The organism is Pseudomonas sp. Sample_20 (assembly GCF_004307585.1).
Taxonomy (GTDB): Bacteria; Pseudomonadota; Gammaproteobacteria; order Pseudomonadales; family Pseudomonadaceae; genus Aquipseudomonas; species Aquipseudomonas atacamensis.
Genome location: NZ_RCOA01000016.1, coordinates 33274 through 52287 on the forward strand (window position 1 = coordinate 33274; position 19014 = coordinate 52287).

Below are 19014 nucleotides of genomic sequence, written 5' to 3' on the forward strand. Positions count from 1 at the left end.
TTTGTGAGCGAACTCATTCGCGTACCTGACATCGGCAGCGGTGAAGGTGAAGTAATTGAACTGTTTGTGAAGGTCGGCGACCGCATCGAAGCCGACCAGAGCATCCTGACCCTGGAATCGGACAAGGCCAGCATGGAAGTGCCAGCCCCGAAAGCCGGCGTCATCAAGAGCCTGAAAGTGAAGCTGGGCGACCGTCTGAAAGAAGGCGACGAACTGCTCGAGCTGGAAGTCGAGGGCGCCGCTGAAGCGGCCCCGGCACCTGCCGCCGCTCCTGCTGCGAAAGCCGAAGAGAAACCGGCTGCGGCACCTGCTGCTGCCGCGCCTGCCGCTGCTCCTGCTGCCGCTTCGGTACAGCAAGTGCACGTGCCGGACATCGGTTCGTCGGGCAAGGCACAGATCATCGAGATTCAGGTCAAGGTCGGCGACACCGTCGAGGCTGATCAGTCGCTGATCACCCTGGAATCCGACAAGGCCAGCATGGAAATCCCGTCGCCTGCCGCTGGCGTGGTCAAAGCCATCAGCGTCAAGCTCAACGACGAAGTCGGCACTGGCGATCTGATTCTGGATCTGGAAGTGGCGGGTGCTGCGGCCCCTGCTGCGGCCGCTCCGGCTCAGGCTGCTGCGCCTGCTGCTGCCGCTGCGCCAGCCCCGGCTGCTGCTCCGGCTGCACCGGTTGCCGACAGCGTTCAGGACATCCACGTTCCGGACATCGGCTCGGCTGGCAAAGCCAAGATCATCGAAGTGTTGGTCAAGGCCGGCGATACCGTCGAAGCCGACCAGTCGCTGATCACCCTGGAATCCGACAAGGCGAGCATGGAAATTCCATCGCCTGCCGCTGGCGTGGTCGAAAGCGTTTCGATCAAGCTGGATGACGAAGTCGGTACCGGCGACCTGATCCTCAAGCTCAAAGTCAAAGGCGCGGCCCCTGCTGCTGCCCCGGCTGCGGCTGCTGCACCGAGCGCTCCGGCACCTGCCGCTGCTGCTCCGGCTGCCGCTGCACCTGCTGCCGCTGCAGCCGCAGCGCCGACTGCTACACCAGCGAAACCGGGCGCCAAAGTTCACGCCGGCCCTGCCGTGCGTCAACTGGCTCGTGAGTTCGGCGTCGAGCTGAGCGCCGTTGGCGCCAGCGGTCCGCACGGTCGCATCCTCAAGGAAGACGTGCAGGTTTACGTCAAGGCGATGATGCAGAAGGCCAAGGAAGCACCGGCCGCTGCTGGCGGCGCTACCGGTGGCGCAGGCATCCCGCCGATCCCGGTGGTCGATTTCAGCCGTTTCGGCGAAATCGAAGAAGTGCCGATGACCCGCCTGATGCAGGTCGGCGCTGCCAACCTGCACCGCAGCTGGCTGAACGTGCCACACGTCACGCAATTCGACTCGGCGGACATCACCGAGCTGGAAGCCTTCCGTGTTGCGCAAAAAGCCGTGGCCGAGAAGGCTGGCGTCAAGCTGACCATCCTGCCGCTGCTGCTCAAGACCTGCGCGCACCTGCTCAAGGAACTGCCGGACTTCAACAGTTCGCTGGCACCAAGCGGCAAGGCGATCATCCGCAAGAAATACGTGAACATCGGCTTCGCCGTCGACACTCCGGATGGCCTGCTGGTGCCGGTGATCAAGAACGTCGATCAGAAGAGCCTGCTGCAACTGGCTGCTGAAGCGGCTTCGCTGGCTGAAAAAGCCCGCACCAAGAAGCTGTCCTCGGACGAGATGCAGGGCGCCTGCTTCACCATTTCCAGCCTCGGTCATATTGGCGGCACCGGCTTCACGCCGATCGTCAACGCGCCGGAAGTGGCGATCCTCGGTGTTTCCAAGGCAACCATCCAGCCAGTCTGGGACGGCAAAGCCTTCCAGCCGAAGCTGATGCTGCCACTGTCGCTGTCCTACGATCACCGCGTGATCAACGGCGCTGCTGCTGCACGCTTCACTCAGCGTCTGGGCAGCCTGTTGGGCGACATCCGCACCATCCTGCTGTAACCCAAACGGCCCTCCGGCGACGGAGGGCCGCTTGCTGCACCCTTTCGAGCGCCACACGCTCGTACCTCAACCCCGTCAATTGACGGGGCTTTTTTTTGCCTGAAATAAACCGGATCGTGCCTCTTTCCTACAACCTGCGCTGACATCGGCCACAGGTCTGGTCCACTTAACGCCAATATTTTCTGCCGCCGGCCAACTAACCTCTGCTCAGGAAAGTTGCTTCAATGCGCTCCGCTTATTTAATTCATCTTATTAAAATCTCGAACGGAATCGATCATGTTCAAACCGACTATCGGCCCCATCGTGGGCCACGCCACAACTAACGAAGTTCGCATTTTCATGCGCGGCGAACAACAGGACAAAAAACGCGTATTTGCCGGAGTTCGCGTTCGCAAGGCAGGAACGGAAAAATGGTCCAACAGCGTATTTACACTTTTGCATTCAGCCAACGACATGTCGGGCGTACTGGTATTACAGGATCTGGACGCCGATTGTGAATACGAATATCAAGCCGGCTGGTTAAGCCCGATGAATCCGGTACACACCATCGACACAGTGGTGGAGTTTCCACTGCAATGGCCGCGACAGCTCTATCGCTTTCGTACCCGCACCGCGCAAGCCAGCCAACCCCGGGGCTTTATCGTCGGATCTTGCCGTTATCTGCGGATTACCGCAGGCATCGCTTCGTTGCCGCAACTGGGCGATCGCATCTTTGGCTCGATCAATCAACTTGTCGAGAACAGTCATCTACCCGTCAGCGCAGTGATCATGACCGGCGATCAAGTGTATGTAGATGATTTGAATATCATTGCACCGGATCGCGAAGCCAAAGACATTCTGAAGAAGTATCGAACGGCATTCTCGCAACCGAATATTCAACGATTGATGTCTAATACATCGACTTACATGATGCTCGACGATCATGAAATAGAAGATAACTGGCCCGCCAATGCCACCGCAGCGGACGAGGACTTATATCGCAACGCCATGGCCGCTTATGAACTTTATCAAGCCAGCCACAGCCCGGTTTATGCATGTAATGAGAAGGGTCAGATAGACCGGGATACGTTGAAGCATTACTGGTATCAGTTTGGCGACAGCGATATCGCCTGGTTCGTCACCGACAGCCGCACCCGACGCAACTTGTCTGAGGATGACCGGCGCATTCTCGACATCGAGCAGGAACAGGCCCTGCTGCAATGGCTGATCCATAGCCCGGCACGGGTAAAGTTCGTGGTGACCAGCGTGATGTTCTATCCCGATCGCAAGTTCAACGGTGACGATGCCTGGAAAGCTTTTCCCGAGCAGCGTCTGCGTCTGCTGGAAACCATCCGCACTCACCGGATCAAGAACGTGGTGTTCGTCTCCGGCGACGTCCATGGCTCGCTGACCAGTCGCTTGAGTCACAGCGAGGACGCCGATTTCGAGGTGCACACCATCGTGTCCTCGCCGTTGCACAACAGCAAATTGCTGCCGTATGCCAAGGCCTCGACGTTCATCCTCGATCAACCGCTGGTGCGCACAGCGGCCGGGGATTATCGGCACGAGCTGACCAGTGCGGTGGTGAGTCAGGACAATTTTGCGCATGTGGTCGTTGAGGCTGATCAGATATTGGTCAATTACCATGACCGCGATGGCAAGAAGTTGCAGTCGATCAGTATGAAATTGCGTTGAAACACCAAAAGATCGCAGCCTTTGGCAGCTCCTATATGGCTACGTGGCGCCTGCAAGAGTTGTTCAAGGCTGCGATCTTCTGCTCATTTCAGTTGTGCACTGGAGAAATGTTCACTGCAGCCGACATATTCTTATAGCACTTGGCCTTCATCTCTCTTGTCAGTCGGTGCCGCAATGATGCAACCTTGCCGCAGCCAACAGACAAGAGGGCGAGAGCCCGGCGCATTCAGCATATTTCCAAGCGAGTTTCCTTCATGAAGAGCCAGCCCGATGCCGCCAGCCGTATGGCGGCCGAGGTAGTGACGCAGTTGCCTGTGCCCTCGCGGCTCGGCATGCTGCGTTTCGAGCGCTTGAATGAAGCCAGTTGGGCGATGCTGTTCCTTGATCCCAACTGCGACCGCCAGTTCGGCCAGCCGGCCGTCGAGCTCTGCGCACTGGTCGGCTCGCCCTACGCCAGCCTGATGGAGCCCGAAGCGCGCTATCAACTGCATGACGCGATCCAGCAGCAACTAAGCAAAAGCGCACATTACGTGGTGCGCTACACCCTGCACACCGCCGCCGGCGCGTTGAACATGCTCGAGCTGGGTGAAGCCTACAAACAGCACAACCGGCATTTGCTGCGCGGCTACCTGCTGGCGGTCGACGAGGTGTTCGACGAAACCCAGGCGCTGCCTTCGGTCGACCTGGAAACCCAGAACTCGCGCCTGCAAATCGCCCTTGAGCTGAACCAGCGTGCCCAGCAGGAACAACTGCAGCATCTGGAACGCGTGCGTGCCCAGCAGGATCTGATTCTGCTGCTCGCACGCCAGCGCTACAGCACGCACAACTCGCTGCAGGAAGCCGCCGAACTGATCACCCGCTGCGCCTGCGATATCTACGAGATCGACTGCGCCAGCCTGTGGAACCTCGAAGGCCAGCGCTTGCTGCCGATCTCCGCCTACCACCGCGCAACTCAGGAATACATCCTGCCGGAGCCGATCGATATCAGCGGCTTCCCCGATTACATGGAAGCGCTGCACAGCAGCCGCGCCATCGATGCGCACAACGCCATGCACGACCCGCGCACCCGCGAGATGGCCGAGGCGATGCGTCCGCGTGACGTCAACGCCATGCTCGATGCCAGCATTCGCGTCGACGGCCAGGTAGTCGGCGTGTTGTGCCTGGAACAGACCGGCGTCACCCGCGCCTGGCAGTCCGACGAAATCGCCTTTGCCGGCGAACTGGCCGACCAGTTCGCACAAGTGATCAACAACCACAACCGCCGCACTGCCACCAGCGCCCTGCACCTGTTTCAGCGCGCGGTCGAGCAAAGCGCCAACGCCTTCTTGCTGGTCAACTGCGACGGCGTGGTCGAGTACGTCAACCCGAGCTTCACCGCGATCACCCAGTACACCACCGAGGAAGTCCACGGTCAGCGCCTGTCGGAGTTGCCGGCGCTGGAAAACCTCAGCGAACTGCTGTTCGACGCGCCCTCGGCGCTGGCCCAGAGCAACAGCTGGCAGGGCGAATTCAAAAGCCGCCGCAAGAACCTCGAACCGTACTGGGGCCAGCTGTCGATTTCCAAGGTCTATGGCGATAACCGTGAGCTGACGCATTACATCGGCATCTACGAAGACATCACCCAGACCAAACTCGCGCAGCAACGTATCGAGCGCCTGGCCTATACCGACAACCTGACCAACCTCGGCAACCGTCCGGCATTCATCCGCAATCTCGATGAGCGCTTCGCCCGCGACAGCGACACGCCGATCAGCCTATTGCTGGTGGACATCGACAATTTCAAGCGGATCAACGACAGCCTCGGCCACCAGACCGGCGACAAACTGTTGATCAGCCTCGCCCGGCGCCTGCGCAACAGCCTCAGCCCGAGTGGCAGCCTGGCGCGTTTTGCCAGTAACGAGTTCGCCGTGTTGCTCGACGACACCGATCTTGAAGCCGGGCAGCAGATCGCCAGTCAGTTGCTGATGACCCTCGACAAGCCGATGTTCGTCGACAACCAGCTGATCAGCGTCACCGGCTCCGTCGGCCTGGCCTGCGCGCCGCTACACGGGCGCGACCCGCAAACCCTGATGCGCAACGCCGGTCTGGCACTGCACAAGGCCAAGGCCAACGGCAAACACCAGTTGCAGGTGTTCACTGAAGCGCTGAACGCCGAAGCCAGTTACAAACTTTTCGTCGAGAACAACCTGCGCCGCGCCCTCACGCAGAACGAGCTGGACGTGTTCTACCAGCCGAAACTGTGCCTGCGCAGCGGTCGTCTGCTGGGGATGGAAGCGCTGTTGCGCTGGAACCATCCGGAACGCGGCATGATTCGCCCGGACCAGTTCATCAGCGTCGCCGAGGAAACCGGCCTGATCATTCCGATCGGCAAATGGATCGCCCGTCAGGCGTGCCGCATGAGCAAATCCCTGACCGCTGCCGGCCTGGGCAACCTGCAAGTGGCAATCAATCTGTCACCGAAACAGTTCTCCGATCCGGATCTGGTCGCCTCGATCGCCAACATCCTCAGGGAAGAAGCGCTGCCGGCCAATCTGCTCGAACTCGAGCTGACCGAAGGCTTGTTGCTGGAAGCCACCGAAGACACGCATTTGCAGCTCGACCAGCTCAAACGCCTGGGCCTGACCCTGGCCATGGACGACTTCGGCACCGGGTACTCGTCGCTGAGCTATCTGAAGAAATTCCCGATCGACATCATCAAGATCGATCGCAGCTTCATCCATGAAATCCCCGACAACCAGGACGACATGGAAATCACCTCCGCCGTGATCGCCATGGCCCACAACCTGAAACTCAAGGTCGTCGCCGAAGGCATCGAAACCGCCGAGCAACTGGCGTTCCTGCGCCGGCATCGTTGCGACGTCGGCCAAGGTTATCTGTTCGACCGACCGATTCCGGGCGATGAACTGATCAAAGCGCTCAAGCGCTATCCGCGTGGGCCGCTCTGTCTCTAACGCCTCTACCCCATTCTCGCCATAACATGCCGCCCCCTGTAGGAGCTGCCGAAGGCTGCGATCTTTTGATCTGGTTTTTAAAAAGCAAAATCAAAAGATCGCAGCCTTCGGCAGCTCCTACATTGGGTAGTGATTAACTCGGCATCATTCGGCACACTGGCGGTCTGACTTTTTACCTCCAACCTGACTGAGAGGAACGCTCATGGTTCTGCGCTCGGAAATTCTGGTGAACAAAAACGTGCTTCCAACCAAAGAACAAGCCCTGCCCGGCCGCGAAACCCCGATGATCCTGCCGGAAAAACACTTCGTCTTCGAAGACACCCCGCTGCTCGGTCCATTCTTTCAGGACGTCGACTTTGCAATCTTCGGTCTGGGTTGCTTTTGGGGCGCGGAACGACGTTTCTGGCAGCGCGAAGGCGTGGTCAGCACAGTCGTCGGTTACGCCGGCGGCTTCACGCCGAACCCGACGTACGAAGAGGTCTGCTCGGGCCTGACCGGGCACGCCGAAGTGGTATTGGTGGTGTATGACAAGGCCCAGGTCAGCTATGAAGAGCTGCTGGCGATGTTCTGGGAACTGCACAACCCGACTCAGGGCATGCGTCAGGGCAACGACATCGGCACTCAGTACCGCTCAGTGATCTACGCCACCACCCCGGAGCAACTGGATGCGGCACTGAAAAGCAAAGACGTGTATCAGGCGGAACTGGCCAAGGCCGGTCTGGGTGAAATCAGCACCGAGATCGACCAGGCCCCGCCCGTGTACTTTGCCGAGGCGTATCACCAGCAGTATCTGGCGAAAAACCCTGAAGGTTACTGCGGGATTGGCGGCACCGGCGTGTGCATGCCTGCGAGCCTGGCGGGCAACTGAGCCCACCGGCCGATCGTTCCCACGCTCTGCGTGGGAATGCCTCAATGGACGCTCTGCGTCCGCTGTTGGGACGCGGAGCGTCCCGGGCTGCATTCCCACGCGGAGCGTGGGAACGATAAGTCAGTGATTAACTCTCGGCAATCAGCCAATCCATCTGCCAGCCACCCTGAGTCTGCCCCAGCTTCTTCGACAACCACGGCAGCAACTCACGCAATTCTTCTTCCAGCCCCCACGGCGGATTGGCGATCGCCAGCCCGGAACCGTTCAGGCTGTTCGGCGTATCCAGCGGATGCACCAGCAACTCGACGCGCAACAACTTCGGCGCACCCGTGCCTGCCAGGTCCTGATAGAAACGCCGCAGTGCACGCTGATCCTTCACCGGATACCAGATCGCAGCCACGGTCTGACGCATGCGGCCGATGGCTTCTTTCATCGACGCCGCGCAACGCTGCATCTCGTCCAGTTGCTCGAACGGCGGATCGATCAGCATCACCGCGCGCTTTTCCTGCACCGGCAACATCGCCCGCGCCACATGCCAGCCCTCGCCCAGATGCACTTTCACTCGACGATCGCCGGCCATGTTGTCCTTGAGCAACACGCCATCTTCGGGATGCTTCTCGTTGAGCATCACCCGATCCTGCGGCCGCGTCAGACGCCGTGCCAGCTCCGGCGAACCCGGGTAATAGCGCAACTGGCCATCCGGGTTCATCTCGTGCAGCACCTTCATGTAGTCGGCGGTCAGCGCCGGCAGATCCGGCTGAGCCCACAACCGCGCAATGCCTTCCAGGTACTCGCCGGTGCGATTGGCCTGATCGCCCTGCAAGTCATACAGACCGATGCCGGCATGCGTGTCGAGATAGGCAAACGGCTGCTCCTTGCGCGACATCAGGGCGATGAGGCGGGTCAAGGTCAGGTGTTTGAACACATCGGCGTGATTGCCGACATGGAAGGCGTGACGATAATTCATGGTTGCTCCTGCGAGGGCCGCAAAGTTTACCTTTTACCGGGCGGCAAGTCAGGGGTTGGCGGCTGAGCGGACAAAAGCCTGCCCCTCACCCTAACCCTCTCCCGGAGGGAGAGGGGACTGACGGTGGTGATCTTGCGAGTTACATCGACCTGAGTGATCGACTTGATCTCAGGCTTGGCCAAGCGTAGATAAGCGCGCAAGTCGCAAGTCGTCACACGACCAGTCCCCAGAAAGAACACCACCATCCAGGCTTGGCCAAGCGAGTTCACCACTGAAGTCGCAGGTCGGCGTACATCACCCAGACAACTCGGTCAGTCCCCTCTCCCTCTGGGAGAGGGCTAGGGTGAGGGGCTTTGCTTTTATAGCGTTAAACTGGCAAACCATGAACGACAGGAAGTCAAAAACTCATGCGATATCTGATCATCTGTTTACTCAGCCTTCTTAGTCCATACCTCGCCCTTGCCGACGAAACCCACATTGAACAGGCACGCCAGACACTAAAGAACTACGGGCTGAGCCACTGCATCCTGAAGCCATTCAACGAACGCTCAGCGCTGGAAAAAGACATTGCACTGTCCGCCAATGCCTATTCGTTCATGGGCAAAGGCATGCATACCATCCTGCAAAATGAAGACACGCTGCAGGTGCTGCACGATCCCTATAAAGAAACCCGAAACTACGTGTTGGCGGCTTACGAGCAGACACCTTCAAACAGCAAATACTCGAATGAAAAAGTAGTGTTTCTTGGGTGCCTGCATGTCTACAACTCCGAGGCGTTCAACATTTTTATCAAAACTCAGGATGCGTACATTTCCGACCGACGCGTTGATATCTATTAACGATCTGTTGATCTTTTTCAGGCGGGCATGCTGCGCAAGCGTCTGCCGATGACATCGAGCACATCACAGCCATCGCGCAATGGGATGGCGCACAGCAGGGCGAAGTCGCTGAGGATCACGGAGTCGCATTCGATCGAGCCGCGCATGCACATGTTTTCCAGGACCTGGACCACGGCGCGGATGCGATGGTTGGCGGCGTCCATGAGGATGTCGAGGGGCACGTGGGTGTCGACGAACAGGCTGGGCATGTCGCTGCAATTGCCGGTGAGGGCCATGAAGCGGTTGTCGGGGTGAGGAGTGATTTTTTCGTAGGGTGAATCAGTATGCATATTGGTCATTTTCCGGGTCCCATGATTGATAAACGTGAGCCGCCATCACACCTTCCTACGGGTTAGGGTGGCAGCTGTGCGCGGGAGTAGGAACCGAGCAATCATGGACCTCGGCCACGCCGAAGCGTGCCCCACGCACAGCCACCGCGAACGATCTTACGGACTTGAACCAAGTGCCGCAAAAAGCCAACGAACTGTAACGTCATGAATGCGGGAATCCTTCACCCTGCCACCACTCTCGCGGTGACAATGAAAAGACTATCCCTGCAACCCACCACGCACCAGTTCATGAAAACCGCCGCGATTCGAAGGAAACGTCCGAAGCGTTTGCCCCGAAATTTCACTCTGTCTCTGCCAGCAAAAACTCCAGAAGCGCCGATCGTGACGAATCTTCCGACATCGATAATTTGAAAAACTGCCCGACCTTGCAGCGCAAAACAGCCTCGGGAAACGCCTCGAACACGGCCGGTTGCTCCTCGCTCAGCCATTGCAAAGCATTGGCGATGCGTACGCTTGCATCAGTCTGCGCCAACAACGATTGCGGCACGCTCCACCACGGGAAGACCCGCCCCGAAACCAGCGCACGACCCCCGATTTCAATGGCCTGGCCATTGATCAAGACTCGTGAAACGACTGGCAGCAATTGCGCGGGAATGACCTCGTCAGAGTGCAAAAGAGGCCGCAGAAATCGACCATCCCAAAAGCGAAAAAACACCGCTTTACCGTCCGGCATCAGCACTTGAGTCAGGCTGCGGAAATGTTCGACCAGCACGTCAAGATCCGCCGAAGACACCGCCAACCATCCCCAATCCCGGGATTCTGTTTCCGCCACCCAACGTAAAAACTCACTGTCCGCAGCGACAATTCCCACATAGGGCATCACCGCGTCCCACTCGGCATAAATGGTCTCGGCCCAGACTGGATTCGCTGTGCCCTGCCAGGCTTTGAACGCATTGGCGTCGCTGGCGCGACTGAAAATGGCGAACAGTTGTTCCGACGCATGCAGCGGCTGCCGTGCCAGCCATTGTTCGGGCGTCATTTGTTCAGGCTGCACAGACACCGTCCTTGCACCGCTCACACTCTTCGCAGAAAGGTGCATCACCTTTGAGACTCATGATCTGTGCCGCGGTGAGAACCGCCGCCGGCGCAGCGGCCAGTTTCTCTGGCAAGCCCGGCACCACCGGTGCCGCACTCGTTGCCGCCATTGGCGAGCCACCCACAACAATCGGCACGCTGCTGAAAATTCCGCCGGGGCCGATGTTGATCCACTGTCCGCCGGCCTGAATCGTCGCGCTCGCGCCGCCATCAATGACCACTTGCTGGCCTGCGCTGATATGGATCTGCGCCGAGGCGCTGGTGGCCTGGCTGTTTACCCGAACCTGTCGGTCGCCGAGCACGGACAAATGATCATCCTGCCTGACTTCGGTCTGGCGCTGGCCGTGGGTGATGCGCTGTTCGTCGGCCTTGAGTTCATGGCGGGCAGTCCCTGTGACCACCACACTGCGCTGATTATCAACCTGCAACTGCTGGTCATTGAGCACATGCTGGGTCCAGTTGCGCTGGGCACGCAGGTAGATTTCCTCGGCGCCTTTTTTATCCTCGATGCGCAGTTCGTTATAACCGCCACCGCCGGGGCTGCTCTGGCTGCGGAACACGCTTCGGGTCTTGTCTGCCGGCAGATCCAGCGGCACCGGGGTCGCCGCATTCGGCAGGCAACCCATGACCAGCGGCTTGTCGGCATCGCCATCAATAAAGCCGACCAGCACTTCCATGCCGACTCGCGGAATCAACACGCTGCCGTAGTGATCGTGAGCCCAACCGGTCGCGACGCGCAGCCAGCAACTGGAGTGCTCGTTGAGTTCGCCATCACGATCCCAGGCCAGTTGCACTTTGACCCGGCCATATTCATCGCAATGGATTTCCAGGTCTTTCGGGCCGGTGACCACGGCAGGTTGATAGCCCGACATGCGCGGTTTTTCCAGGCACAGCGCCGGACGAAAGACCACGTCCCACGGCGTGGCGACGAAAGTATTGCGGTAGCCCTGGAAGGATTCGCCATCGCTGGTCACCGATTCCTCAAGCACCTGCGGCTGACGGCCGCGATGCTCGACACAGGTGAGCAACCACAGATCATTCCAGTCGCTGCGCGGATGCTCGGTGAGTTGCAGAAAATGCCCGCAGACCAATGAAGACTCGTCGCTGCTGCCCTCGGCCTGACGGTAATCGGCAACGTGCCGTTCCAGCGCACGGCGCGTCAGGTGTCTGCCGGTTTCACGATCACTGAATTGGCCGGGGAAGTGATAGTCCTCCAGCACCGGACGCTGCTCGCCGTCACTGCGACTTTCCAGAGACAGGCGTGGTTTTTCGAAGTTGTAGTCGCGCCGGGTGACGACGCTGGTGCGGGTTTCCACGCGCACGTTGAACCGTTGAATCGCCGGCGCGCCAGCCGACATGCCGCTGCCCGGCAAATACAGCGTCGGCTCGGGCAGCTTGGGGAACACAGTCTGGTCGTCGCCGAACACCAGCAAATGGCCTTCGGGGCTGTGCTGAAAGTGGTAATGAATGCCGACTTCGGCACACAGGCGCTGGATAAAGGCCAGATCGCTTTCGGCGTATTGCACGCAGTACTCGCGCTCCGGGTATTCGCTGCCCAGGCGAAATTCAAAGGCATCGCGCAGGATCGAATGGTCCTTGAGGATCTGCGTGATGATCTGCGGCACGCTCTGATGCTGAAAAATACGCTGGTTGATGCGATGCCCCAGATACGTCAGACGCGGGACAAGGCTGAGGTGATAGCGTGTCAGACGTTTCCCGGAGTCGCCCTGCCCGACCTGATAGATCTGACCATGAATACCGCAACCCTGAGCATCGAAACTCAGAAACGCCTGACCATGCAGCAGGCTTTCCAGATCCAGGTCCGGCCGCTCGCTGACCAGTTCCAGCTCGAAGCGAAAGGGTTGGCTGATGGCTTCCCTGCCCGTGAACTCAAGGACTTTGAGGTCATGCCGGGCGCCTTCGAGTGTCAACGTGAAACGCGGTTGATTGGCAGGCGCGAACATCCGATGTCTCTCTGCAGTGTGAGGGCGGGCGATTCTGCATGAGGGGCAAGGGGTGCTGAGCAGGTGACGGGAAATTCAGATTTGCCCTACGTGGTTTGCTGAAACGACCTTGTTAATTCGGCCGTTCGACTACAGACAATTCACTCAAACCTGCCACCCACCCTGTGTTGTTGAAGAATTACAGGCAACAAAAAACGGCCCGCTTCCTGTAGGAAACGGGCCGTTTTCATGTGAGCCGAAGCTCAGTCCATCACTTGTTCAGATGGAAGTCTTTTTCCGCTGCCTCGAAACGCTCAACCATGCCGCGAGTCGGTTCACCCGCCTTGCTGACAAAGTAGATGGCCAGGCTGGCGAAGATGAAGCCCGGAATGATTTCGTACAGACCCAGCAGTTCGAAATGCTTCCAGACCACCACGGTGATCGCGCCGACCAGAATACCGGCCAGTGCGCCGTTGCGGGTCATGTCTTTCCAGACCACCGAAATAAGCACCACCGGACCGAATGCAGCACCGAAACCGGCCCAGGCGTAGGACACCAGGCCCAGTACGCGGTTTTCCGGGTTGGCAGCCAGCGCGATAGCAATCAGGGCTACCAGCAGCACCATGGCACGACCGACCCAGACCAGCTCCAGTTGCGAAGCGGATTTGCGCAGGAAGGCTTTATAGAAGTCTTCGGTCAGGGCGCTCGAGCACACCAGCAACTGGCAGCTCAGGGTGCTCATCACCGCAGCCAGAATGGCCGACAGCAGTACACCGGCTACCCATGGGTTGAAGAGGATTTTCGCCAGTTCGATGAACACGCGCTCCGGGTTCTCGGTCACAGGACCGGCGACTTCCGGGTGCGCCGAGAAATAGGCGATACCGAAGAAGCCCACCGCAACGGTGCCGCCCAGGCACAGGATCATCCAGGCCATGGAAATGCGACGCGCCTTGGCGATCGATTTCACCGAATCCGCCGCCATGAAACGCGCGAGGATGTGCGGCTGGCCGAAGTAGCCCAGACCCCAGCCCATCAGCGAGATGATGCCGATGAAGGTGGTGCCTTTGAGCATGTCGAAGTTGCTTGGATCTTGCGCTTCGATGGCGAGGAACGTGGTGTCAACGCCGCCTGTGGCCAGCAGGACGATGATCGGCGTAAGGATCAGCGCGAAGATCATCAGCGTGGCTTGGACGGTGTCGGTCCAGCTCACTGCGAGGAAACCGCCGATGAAGGTGTAGGCAATCGTCGCCGCAGCACCGGCCCACAGCGCCGTTTCGTAGGTCATGCCGAACGTGCTTTCGAACAGACGGGCACCGGCGACGATGCCGGAAGCGCAATAGATGGTAAAGAACACCAGAATCACGATCGCCGAGATAATCCGCAGCAAGCCGCTTTTATCTTCGAAACGGCTGGAAAAGTAATCCGGCAGAGTCAGGGCATCGCCGTTGTGCTCGGTCTGCACACGCAGACGGCCGGCGACAAACAGCCAGTTCAGGTAGGCACCGACGATCAGGCCGATGGCGATCCAGCTTTCGGACAGACCGGACATGTAGATGGCGCCCGGCAGGCCCATCAGCAACCAGCCGCTCATGTCGGAGGCACCGGCAGACAGCGCGGTGACGACGCTGCCGAGGCTGCGACCACCGAGAATATAGTCGGAAAGGTTGTTGGTGGAGCGATAGGCCATCAAGCCGATCAGCACCATTGCTGCGATGTAGATCACGAACGTGATCAGGGTTGGATTGCTTACGCTCATTGAGTTACGCCCTGGCTTTGTTTTTATGTAGCGGCGGTGGTGAACCGCTCGCAAACGACGACGTTTGGCAGACGATCCGGGATCCCGCGCATTTAAGACTGATGTTTCCCCAGGAAAGCCATCAGCCGATGCACCGGGTTATTCCCGGTTGCACCTTGGCGGCGAATGCTATGCAACAAAGCAAATAAGGTGCAACCAGTTTCGCGAGAATTAGTTGCACCCAGTCGGATTAATCGACGATCGCCCCGTTTTTGCTCCCTTTTGTGGCAGTCATGGCTCTTTGCTAGAAGCAAAAGCACCAAGCAGGAGCAGCACTTTCGTACCAGAAATTATTTCCTGACGAGCTGCGTATTATTCCGGCAAAAAAAGGGTTGCACCCGGTTGCACCTCATTCAACGCACGGCTAATCTTGCGGCCAGCTGATGCCACGCAACTGTGGCAACCATGAGGATAAAAATATGGCTACCACCACCCTTGGGGTCAAACTCGATGACCCGACCCGCGAGCGCCTGAAGGCTGCCGCAACCTCGATTGATCGCACGCCGCACTGGCTGATCAAGCAGGCAATTTTCAATTACCTGGAAAAACTCGAGGGTGGTGCAACCCTGACCGAGTTGAACGGTTTGACCGCCAAAGACGCCGATGACGCAGGCGAAGTGCAGACCGATCACGCTCACCAATGCTTCCTCGAATTCGCTGAAAGCATCCTGCCGCAATCGGTTCTGCGTGCTTCGATCACCGCCGCCTACCGCCGCCCTGAGCCGGAAGTGGTGCCGATGCTGATCGAGCAGGCGCGCCTGCCGGCACCGATGGCCGAAGCCACCAACAAACTCGCCGCGACCATCGCCGAAAAACTGCGCAACCAGAAAAGTGCCGGCGGTCGTGCCGGTATTGTTCAAGGTCTGTTGCAGGAATTCTCCCTCTCGTCCCAGGAAGGCGTGGCGCTGATGTGCCTGGCCGAAGCGCTGCTGCGCATCCCGGACAAAGGCACCCGCGATGCGCTGATCCGCGACAAGATCAGCACCGGCAACTGGCATCCGCACCTGGGCAACAGCCCTTCGCTGTTCGTCAATGCCGCCACCTGGGGCTTGCTGCTGACTGGCAAACTGGTCTCCACCCACAACGAAGCCGGCCTGACTTCGTCGCTGAGCCGCATCATCGGCAAGAGCGGCGAGCCGATGATCCGCAAGGGCGTCGACATGGCCATGCGTCTGATGGGCGAGCAGTTCGTGACCGGCGAAACCATCGCCGAAGCGCTGGCCAATGCGAGCAAGTTCGAAGCCAAGGGCTTCCGTTATTCCTACGACATGCTCGGTGAAGCGGCACTCACCGAAGTCGACGCACAGAAATACCTGGCCTCGTACGAACAGGCGATCCACTCGATCGGCAAAGCGTCCCACGGACGTGGGATTTATGAAGGCCCGGGCATTTCCATCAAGCTCTCGGCACTGCACCCGCGTTACAGCCGTGCGCAGTACGAGCGGGTGATGGACGAGCTGTACCCGCGTCTGCTGTCGCTGACCCTGCTGGCCAAGCAATACGACATCGGCCTGAACATCGACGCCGAAGAAGCCGACCGCCTCGAGCTGTCGCTGGATCTGCTCGAACGTCTGTGCTTCGAGCCGCAACTGACTGGCTGGAACGGCATCGGTTTCGTTATCCAGGCTTACCAGAAGCGTTGCCCGTACGTGATCGACTACGTGATCGATCTGGCTCGCCGCAGCCGTCATCGCCTGATGATCCGCCTGGTGAAAGGCGCGTACTGGGACAGCGAAATCAAACGCGCCCAGGTCGAGGGTCTGGAAGGCTATCCGGTCTACACCCGCAAGGTGTACACCGACGTTTCCTACATTGCTTGCGCACGCAAACTGCTGTCGGTGCCGGAAGTCATCTACCCGCAATTCGCCACGCACAACGCCCACACCCTGTCGGCCATTTACCACATCGCCGGTCAGAACTATTACCCGGGCCAGTACGAATTCCAGTGCCTGCACGGCATGGGCGAACCGCTCTACGAGCAGGTTGTCGGCAAGGTTTCCGAGGGCAAGCTGAACCGTCCGTGCCGCGTGTACGCACCGGTCGGCACTCACGAAACCCTGCTGGCTTACCTCGTACGTCGCTTGCTGGAAAACGGCGCGAACACTTCGTTCGTCAACCGCATCGCCGACCAGTCGATTTCGATTCAGGAACTGGTGGCCGATCCGGTGGCACAGATCGAGCAGATGGCCACCGTGGAAGGCGGTTTCGGCCTGCCGCACCCGCGCATTCCGCTGCCGCGTGATCTGTACGGTGCCGAGCGCGCCAACTCCAGCGGCATCGACATGGCCAACGAACATCGCTTGGCCTCGCTGTCCTGCGCCCTGCTCGCCACCGCGCACAATGACTGGAAAGCCGCGCCGATGCTCGGTTGCGCCTCCAGCAACGAAACGCCGGTTGCGGTGCTGAACCCGTCCGATCACCGCGATGTGGTCGGTCACGTTCAAGAAGCTACCGTCGAAGACGTCGACAACGCCATTCAATGCGCGCTGAACGCCGCGCCGATCTGGCAGGCCACCCCGCCGGCCGAACGTGCGGCAATTCTGGAACGTGCCGCTGACTTGATGGAAGGCGAGATCCAGCCGCTGATGGGCCTGTTGGCTCGCGAAGCCGGCAAGACCTACGCAAACGCCATCGCCGAAGTCCGCGAAGCCGTCGATTTCCTGCGTTATTACGCAGTGCAGGCGCGCAACGATTTCAGCAACGACGCCCACCGCCCACTCGGTCCGGTGGTGTGCATCAGCCCGTGGAACTTCCCGCTGGCAATCTTCAGCGGCCAAGTCGCTGCGGCATTGGCCGCAGGCAACCCGGTACTGGCCAAACCGGCTGAGCAGACTCCGCTGGTCGCCGCTCAAGCCGTGCGCCTGATGCTCGAAGCCGGCATCCCGGAAGGCGTGCTGCAACTGCTGCCGGGCCGTGGTGAAACCGTCGGCGCCGGTCTGGTCGGTGACGAACGCGTCAAAGGCGTGATGTTCACTGGTTCCACCGAAGTCGCGCGCTTGCTGCAACGCAACATCGCTGGCCGTCTCGACAGCCAGGGCCGTCCGATTCCGCTGATCGCCGAAACCGGTGGCCAGAACGCGATGATCGTCGATTCCTCGGCGTTGACTGAACAAGTGGTGATCGACGTGGTGTCGTCGGCCTTCGACAGTGCCGGTCAGCGCTGCTCGGCGCTGCGGGTACTGTGCCTGCAGGAAGATTCCGCCGATCGCGTCATCGAAATGCTCAAAGGTGCCATGGCCGAAAGCCGTCTCGGCAACCCGGAGCGTCTGTCCGTGGACATCGGCCCGGTGATCGACGCCGAAGCCAAGGCGGGCATCGACAAGCACATCCAGGGCATGCGCGACAAAGGTCGCAATGTTTACCAGGTTGCGATTGCCGACAGTGAAGAGGTCAAGCGCGGCACCTTCGTCATGCCGACCCTGATCGAGCTGGAAAGCTTCGACGAACTGCAACGCGAAATCTTCGGCCCGGTACTGCACGTGGTGCGCTACAAGCGCAAAGAGCTGGATCAACTGATCGGCCAGATCAATGCCTCCGGTTATGGCCTGACGCTGGGCGTGCACACGCGCATCGACGAGACCATCGCCAAGGTGATCGACAACGTCAACGCCGGTAACGTCTACGTCAACCGCAACATCGTCGGTGCCGTGGTCGGCGTGCAGCCATTCGGCGGCGAAGGCCTGTCGGGTACTGGCCCGAAAGCCGGCGGCCCGCTGTATCTGTACCGCCTGCTGTCGACGCGCCCGAGCGACGCCATCGAGCAATCCTTCGCGCGCGGTGATGCCATCGTCGCCCCGGACGTGCGTTTGCGCGATGCCATGAGCCAATCGTTGAACGCGCTGAAAGCCTGGGCCGACAACAACAAGTTCGCCGACCTGAGCACCCTGTGCGTGCAATACGCAGCGCAATCGCAGAGCGGCATCACCCGGGTGCTGGCAGGTCCCACCGGCGAGAAAAACAGCTACGCGATCCTGCCGCGCGAGCACGTGCTGTGCCTGGCGGAAGTTGAAGGTGATCTGCTGACGCAACTGGCGGCGGTGCTGGCGGTGGGCGGTTCGGCGGTGTGGCCGGAAACCGAGCTGACCAAGTCGTTGTTCGCCCGTCTGCCGAAGGAAGTGCAGGCGCGGATCAAACGCGTTGCCGACTGGAACAAGGACGAAGTGGTGTTCGATGCCGTGCTGCATCACGGCCACTCCGACCAGTTGCGCGGCGTCTGCCAGCAGATCGCCCAGCGTGGCGGTGCAATCGTTGGCGTTCAGGGCCTGTCCCAGGGCGAGACCAACATTGCCCTGGAGCGTCTGGTGATCGAACGGGCATTGAGCGTTAACACCGCTGCGGCGGGGGGTAATGCCAGCTTGATGACGATCGGTTAAACCCGATAAACCGGGCACCTGCATAGGTGTCCGGCATAGCAACAATCCCTGTGGGAGCTGGCTTGCCAGCGATAGCGATTTTTCAGTCAACCATCAATGTTGACTGAACTGCCGCCATCGCTGGCAAGCCAGCTCCCACAGTTGTTTTCGGCGCTTGTTAAGTCCGCGCGCGGCTCCAACATCACGCTTATCAATCATCCTGTTCAGTC

The 19014-nt window shown here is 59.6% G+C and carries 11 protein-coding genes; 6 read left to right on the top strand and 5 right to left on the bottom strand.

Features of this window, described 5'->3' with window-relative positions:
* Positions 1–3: 3 nt before the first annotated feature.
* The 4 genes from aceF to msrA all read left to right on the top strand — a co-directional run bounded on the left by aceF (position 4) and on the right by msrA (position 7464).
* Positions 4–1971: a dihydrolipoyllysine-residue acetyltransferase gene (gene aceF, locus D8U70_RS02280; RefSeq protein ID WP_130928219.1), complete on the top strand. Its 1968-nt coding sequence runs from the start codon at positions 4–6 to the stop codon at positions 1969–1971.
* A 276-nt stretch (positions 1972–2247) separates the two neighbouring features.
* Positions 2248–3645: an alkaline phosphatase D family protein gene (locus D8U70_RS02285; protein WP_130928220.1), complete on the top strand. Its 1398-nt coding sequence runs from the start codon at positions 2248–2250 to the stop codon at positions 3643–3645.
* Between the two features lie 254 nt (positions 3646–3899).
* Positions 3900–6596 carry a GGDEF and EAL domain-containing protein gene (locus D8U70_RS02290; protein ID WP_130928221.1) on the top strand — a complete coding sequence of 899 codons (2697 nt, stop codon included), beginning with the start codon at positions 3900–3902 and terminating at the stop codon, positions 6594–6596.
* Between the two features lie 202 nt (positions 6597–6798).
* Complete coding sequence (gene msrA / locus D8U70_RS02300; RefSeq protein WP_122705076.1) at positions 6799–7464, top strand: peptide-methionine (S)-S-oxide reductase MsrA; 666 nt, start codon at positions 6799–6801, stop codon at positions 7462–7464.
* Between the two features lie 127 nt (positions 7465–7591).
* On the opposite strand, the gene rlmJ is transcribed toward msrA, so the two are convergent.
* A complete protein-coding gene (rlmJ, locus tag D8U70_RS02305) occupies positions 7592–8431 on the bottom strand; it encodes a 23S rRNA (adenine(2030)-N(6))-methyltransferase RlmJ (RefSeq protein WP_130928222.1) in 840 nt (279 codons plus the stop codon).
* Positions 8432–8838: 407 nt separating this feature from the next.
* Between rlmJ and D8U70_RS02310 the strand changes: the two genes are divergently transcribed.
* On the top strand, positions 8839–9270 hold the full coding sequence (locus tag D8U70_RS02310) for a hypothetical protein (RefSeq protein ID WP_122705078.1): 432 nt from the start codon (positions 8839–8841) through the stop codon (positions 9268–9270).
* Positions 9271–9287: 17 nt separating this feature from the next.
* Here the strand turns inward: D8U70_RS02310 and D8U70_RS02315 are convergent, their stop codons facing one another.
* The 4 genes from D8U70_RS02315 to putP form a co-directional block, all read right to left on the bottom strand.
* The gene (locus D8U70_RS02315; protein WP_056787448.1) at positions 9288–9608 is read right to left on the bottom strand and encodes a hypothetical protein; all 321 of its coding nucleotides are present in this window, start codon (positions 9606–9608) and stop codon (positions 9288–9290) included.
* Positions 9609–9939: 331 nt separating this feature from the next.
* The gene (locus tag D8U70_RS02320) at positions 9940–10653 is read right to left on the bottom strand and encodes a DUF4123 domain-containing protein (RefSeq protein ID WP_130928223.1); all 714 of its coding nucleotides are present in this window, start codon (positions 10651–10653) and stop codon (positions 9940–9942) included.
* Positions 10643–12658 carry a type VI secretion system tip protein TssI/VgrG gene (tssI, locus tag D8U70_RS02325; protein ID WP_130928224.1) on the bottom strand — a complete coding sequence of 672 codons (2016 nt, stop codon included), beginning with the start codon at positions 12656–12658 and terminating at the stop codon, positions 10643–10645. The genes D8U70_RS02320 and tssI overlap by 11 nt, the downstream gene beginning before the upstream one ends.
* Before the next feature lie 250 nt (positions 12659–12908).
* A complete protein-coding gene (putP, locus tag D8U70_RS02330) occupies positions 12909–14393 on the bottom strand; it encodes a sodium/proline symporter PutP (protein WP_016772011.1) in 1485 nt (494 codons plus the stop codon).
* 458 nt (positions 14394–14851) lie between these two features.
* On the opposite strand from putP, the gene putA reads away from it, so the two are divergent.
* A complete protein-coding gene (putA, locus tag D8U70_RS02335; RefSeq protein ID WP_130928225.1) occupies positions 14852–18805 on the top strand; it encodes a trifunctional transcriptional regulator/proline dehydrogenase/L-glutamate gamma-semialdehyde dehydrogenase in 3954 nt (1317 codons plus the stop codon).
* Positions 18806–19014 lie beyond the last annotated feature (209 nt).

What these genes read in the sequence shown, in the direction of transcription:
- D8U70_RS02285 (WP_130928220.1), top strand. Translation starts at nt 2,248, where the DNA reads ATGTTCAAACCGACTATCGGCCCCATCGTGGGCCACGCCACAACTAAC.
- putP (WP_016772011.1), bottom strand. Translation starts at nt 14,393, where the DNA reads ATGAGCGTAAGCAATCCAACCCTGATCACGTTCGTGATCTACATCGCA.
- msrA (WP_122705076.1), top strand. Translation starts at nt 6,799, where the DNA reads ATGGTTCTGCGCTCGGAAATTCTGGTGAACAAAAACGTGCTTCCAACC.
- D8U70_RS02315 (WP_056787448.1), bottom strand. Translation starts at nt 9,608, where the DNA reads ATGACCAATATGCATACTGATTCACCCTACGAAAAAATCACTCCTCAC.
- putA (WP_130928225.1), top strand. Translation starts at nt 14,852, where the DNA reads ATGGCTACCACCACCCTTGGGGTCAAACTCGATGACCCGACCCGCGAG.
- D8U70_RS02310 (WP_122705078.1), top strand. Translation starts at nt 8,839, where the DNA reads ATGCGATATCTGATCATCTGTTTACTCAGCCTTCTTAGTCCATACCTC.
- D8U70_RS02290 (WP_130928221.1), top strand. Translation starts at nt 3,900, where the DNA reads ATGAAGAGCCAGCCCGATGCCGCCAGCCGTATGGCGGCCGAGGTAGTG.
- rlmJ (WP_130928222.1), bottom strand. Translation starts at nt 8,431, where the DNA reads ATGAATTATCGTCACGCCTTCCATGTCGGCAATCACGCCGATGTGTTC.
- tssI (WP_130928224.1), bottom strand. Translation starts at nt 12,658, where the DNA reads ATGTTCGCGCCTGCCAATCAACCGCGTTTCACGTTGACACTCGAAGGC.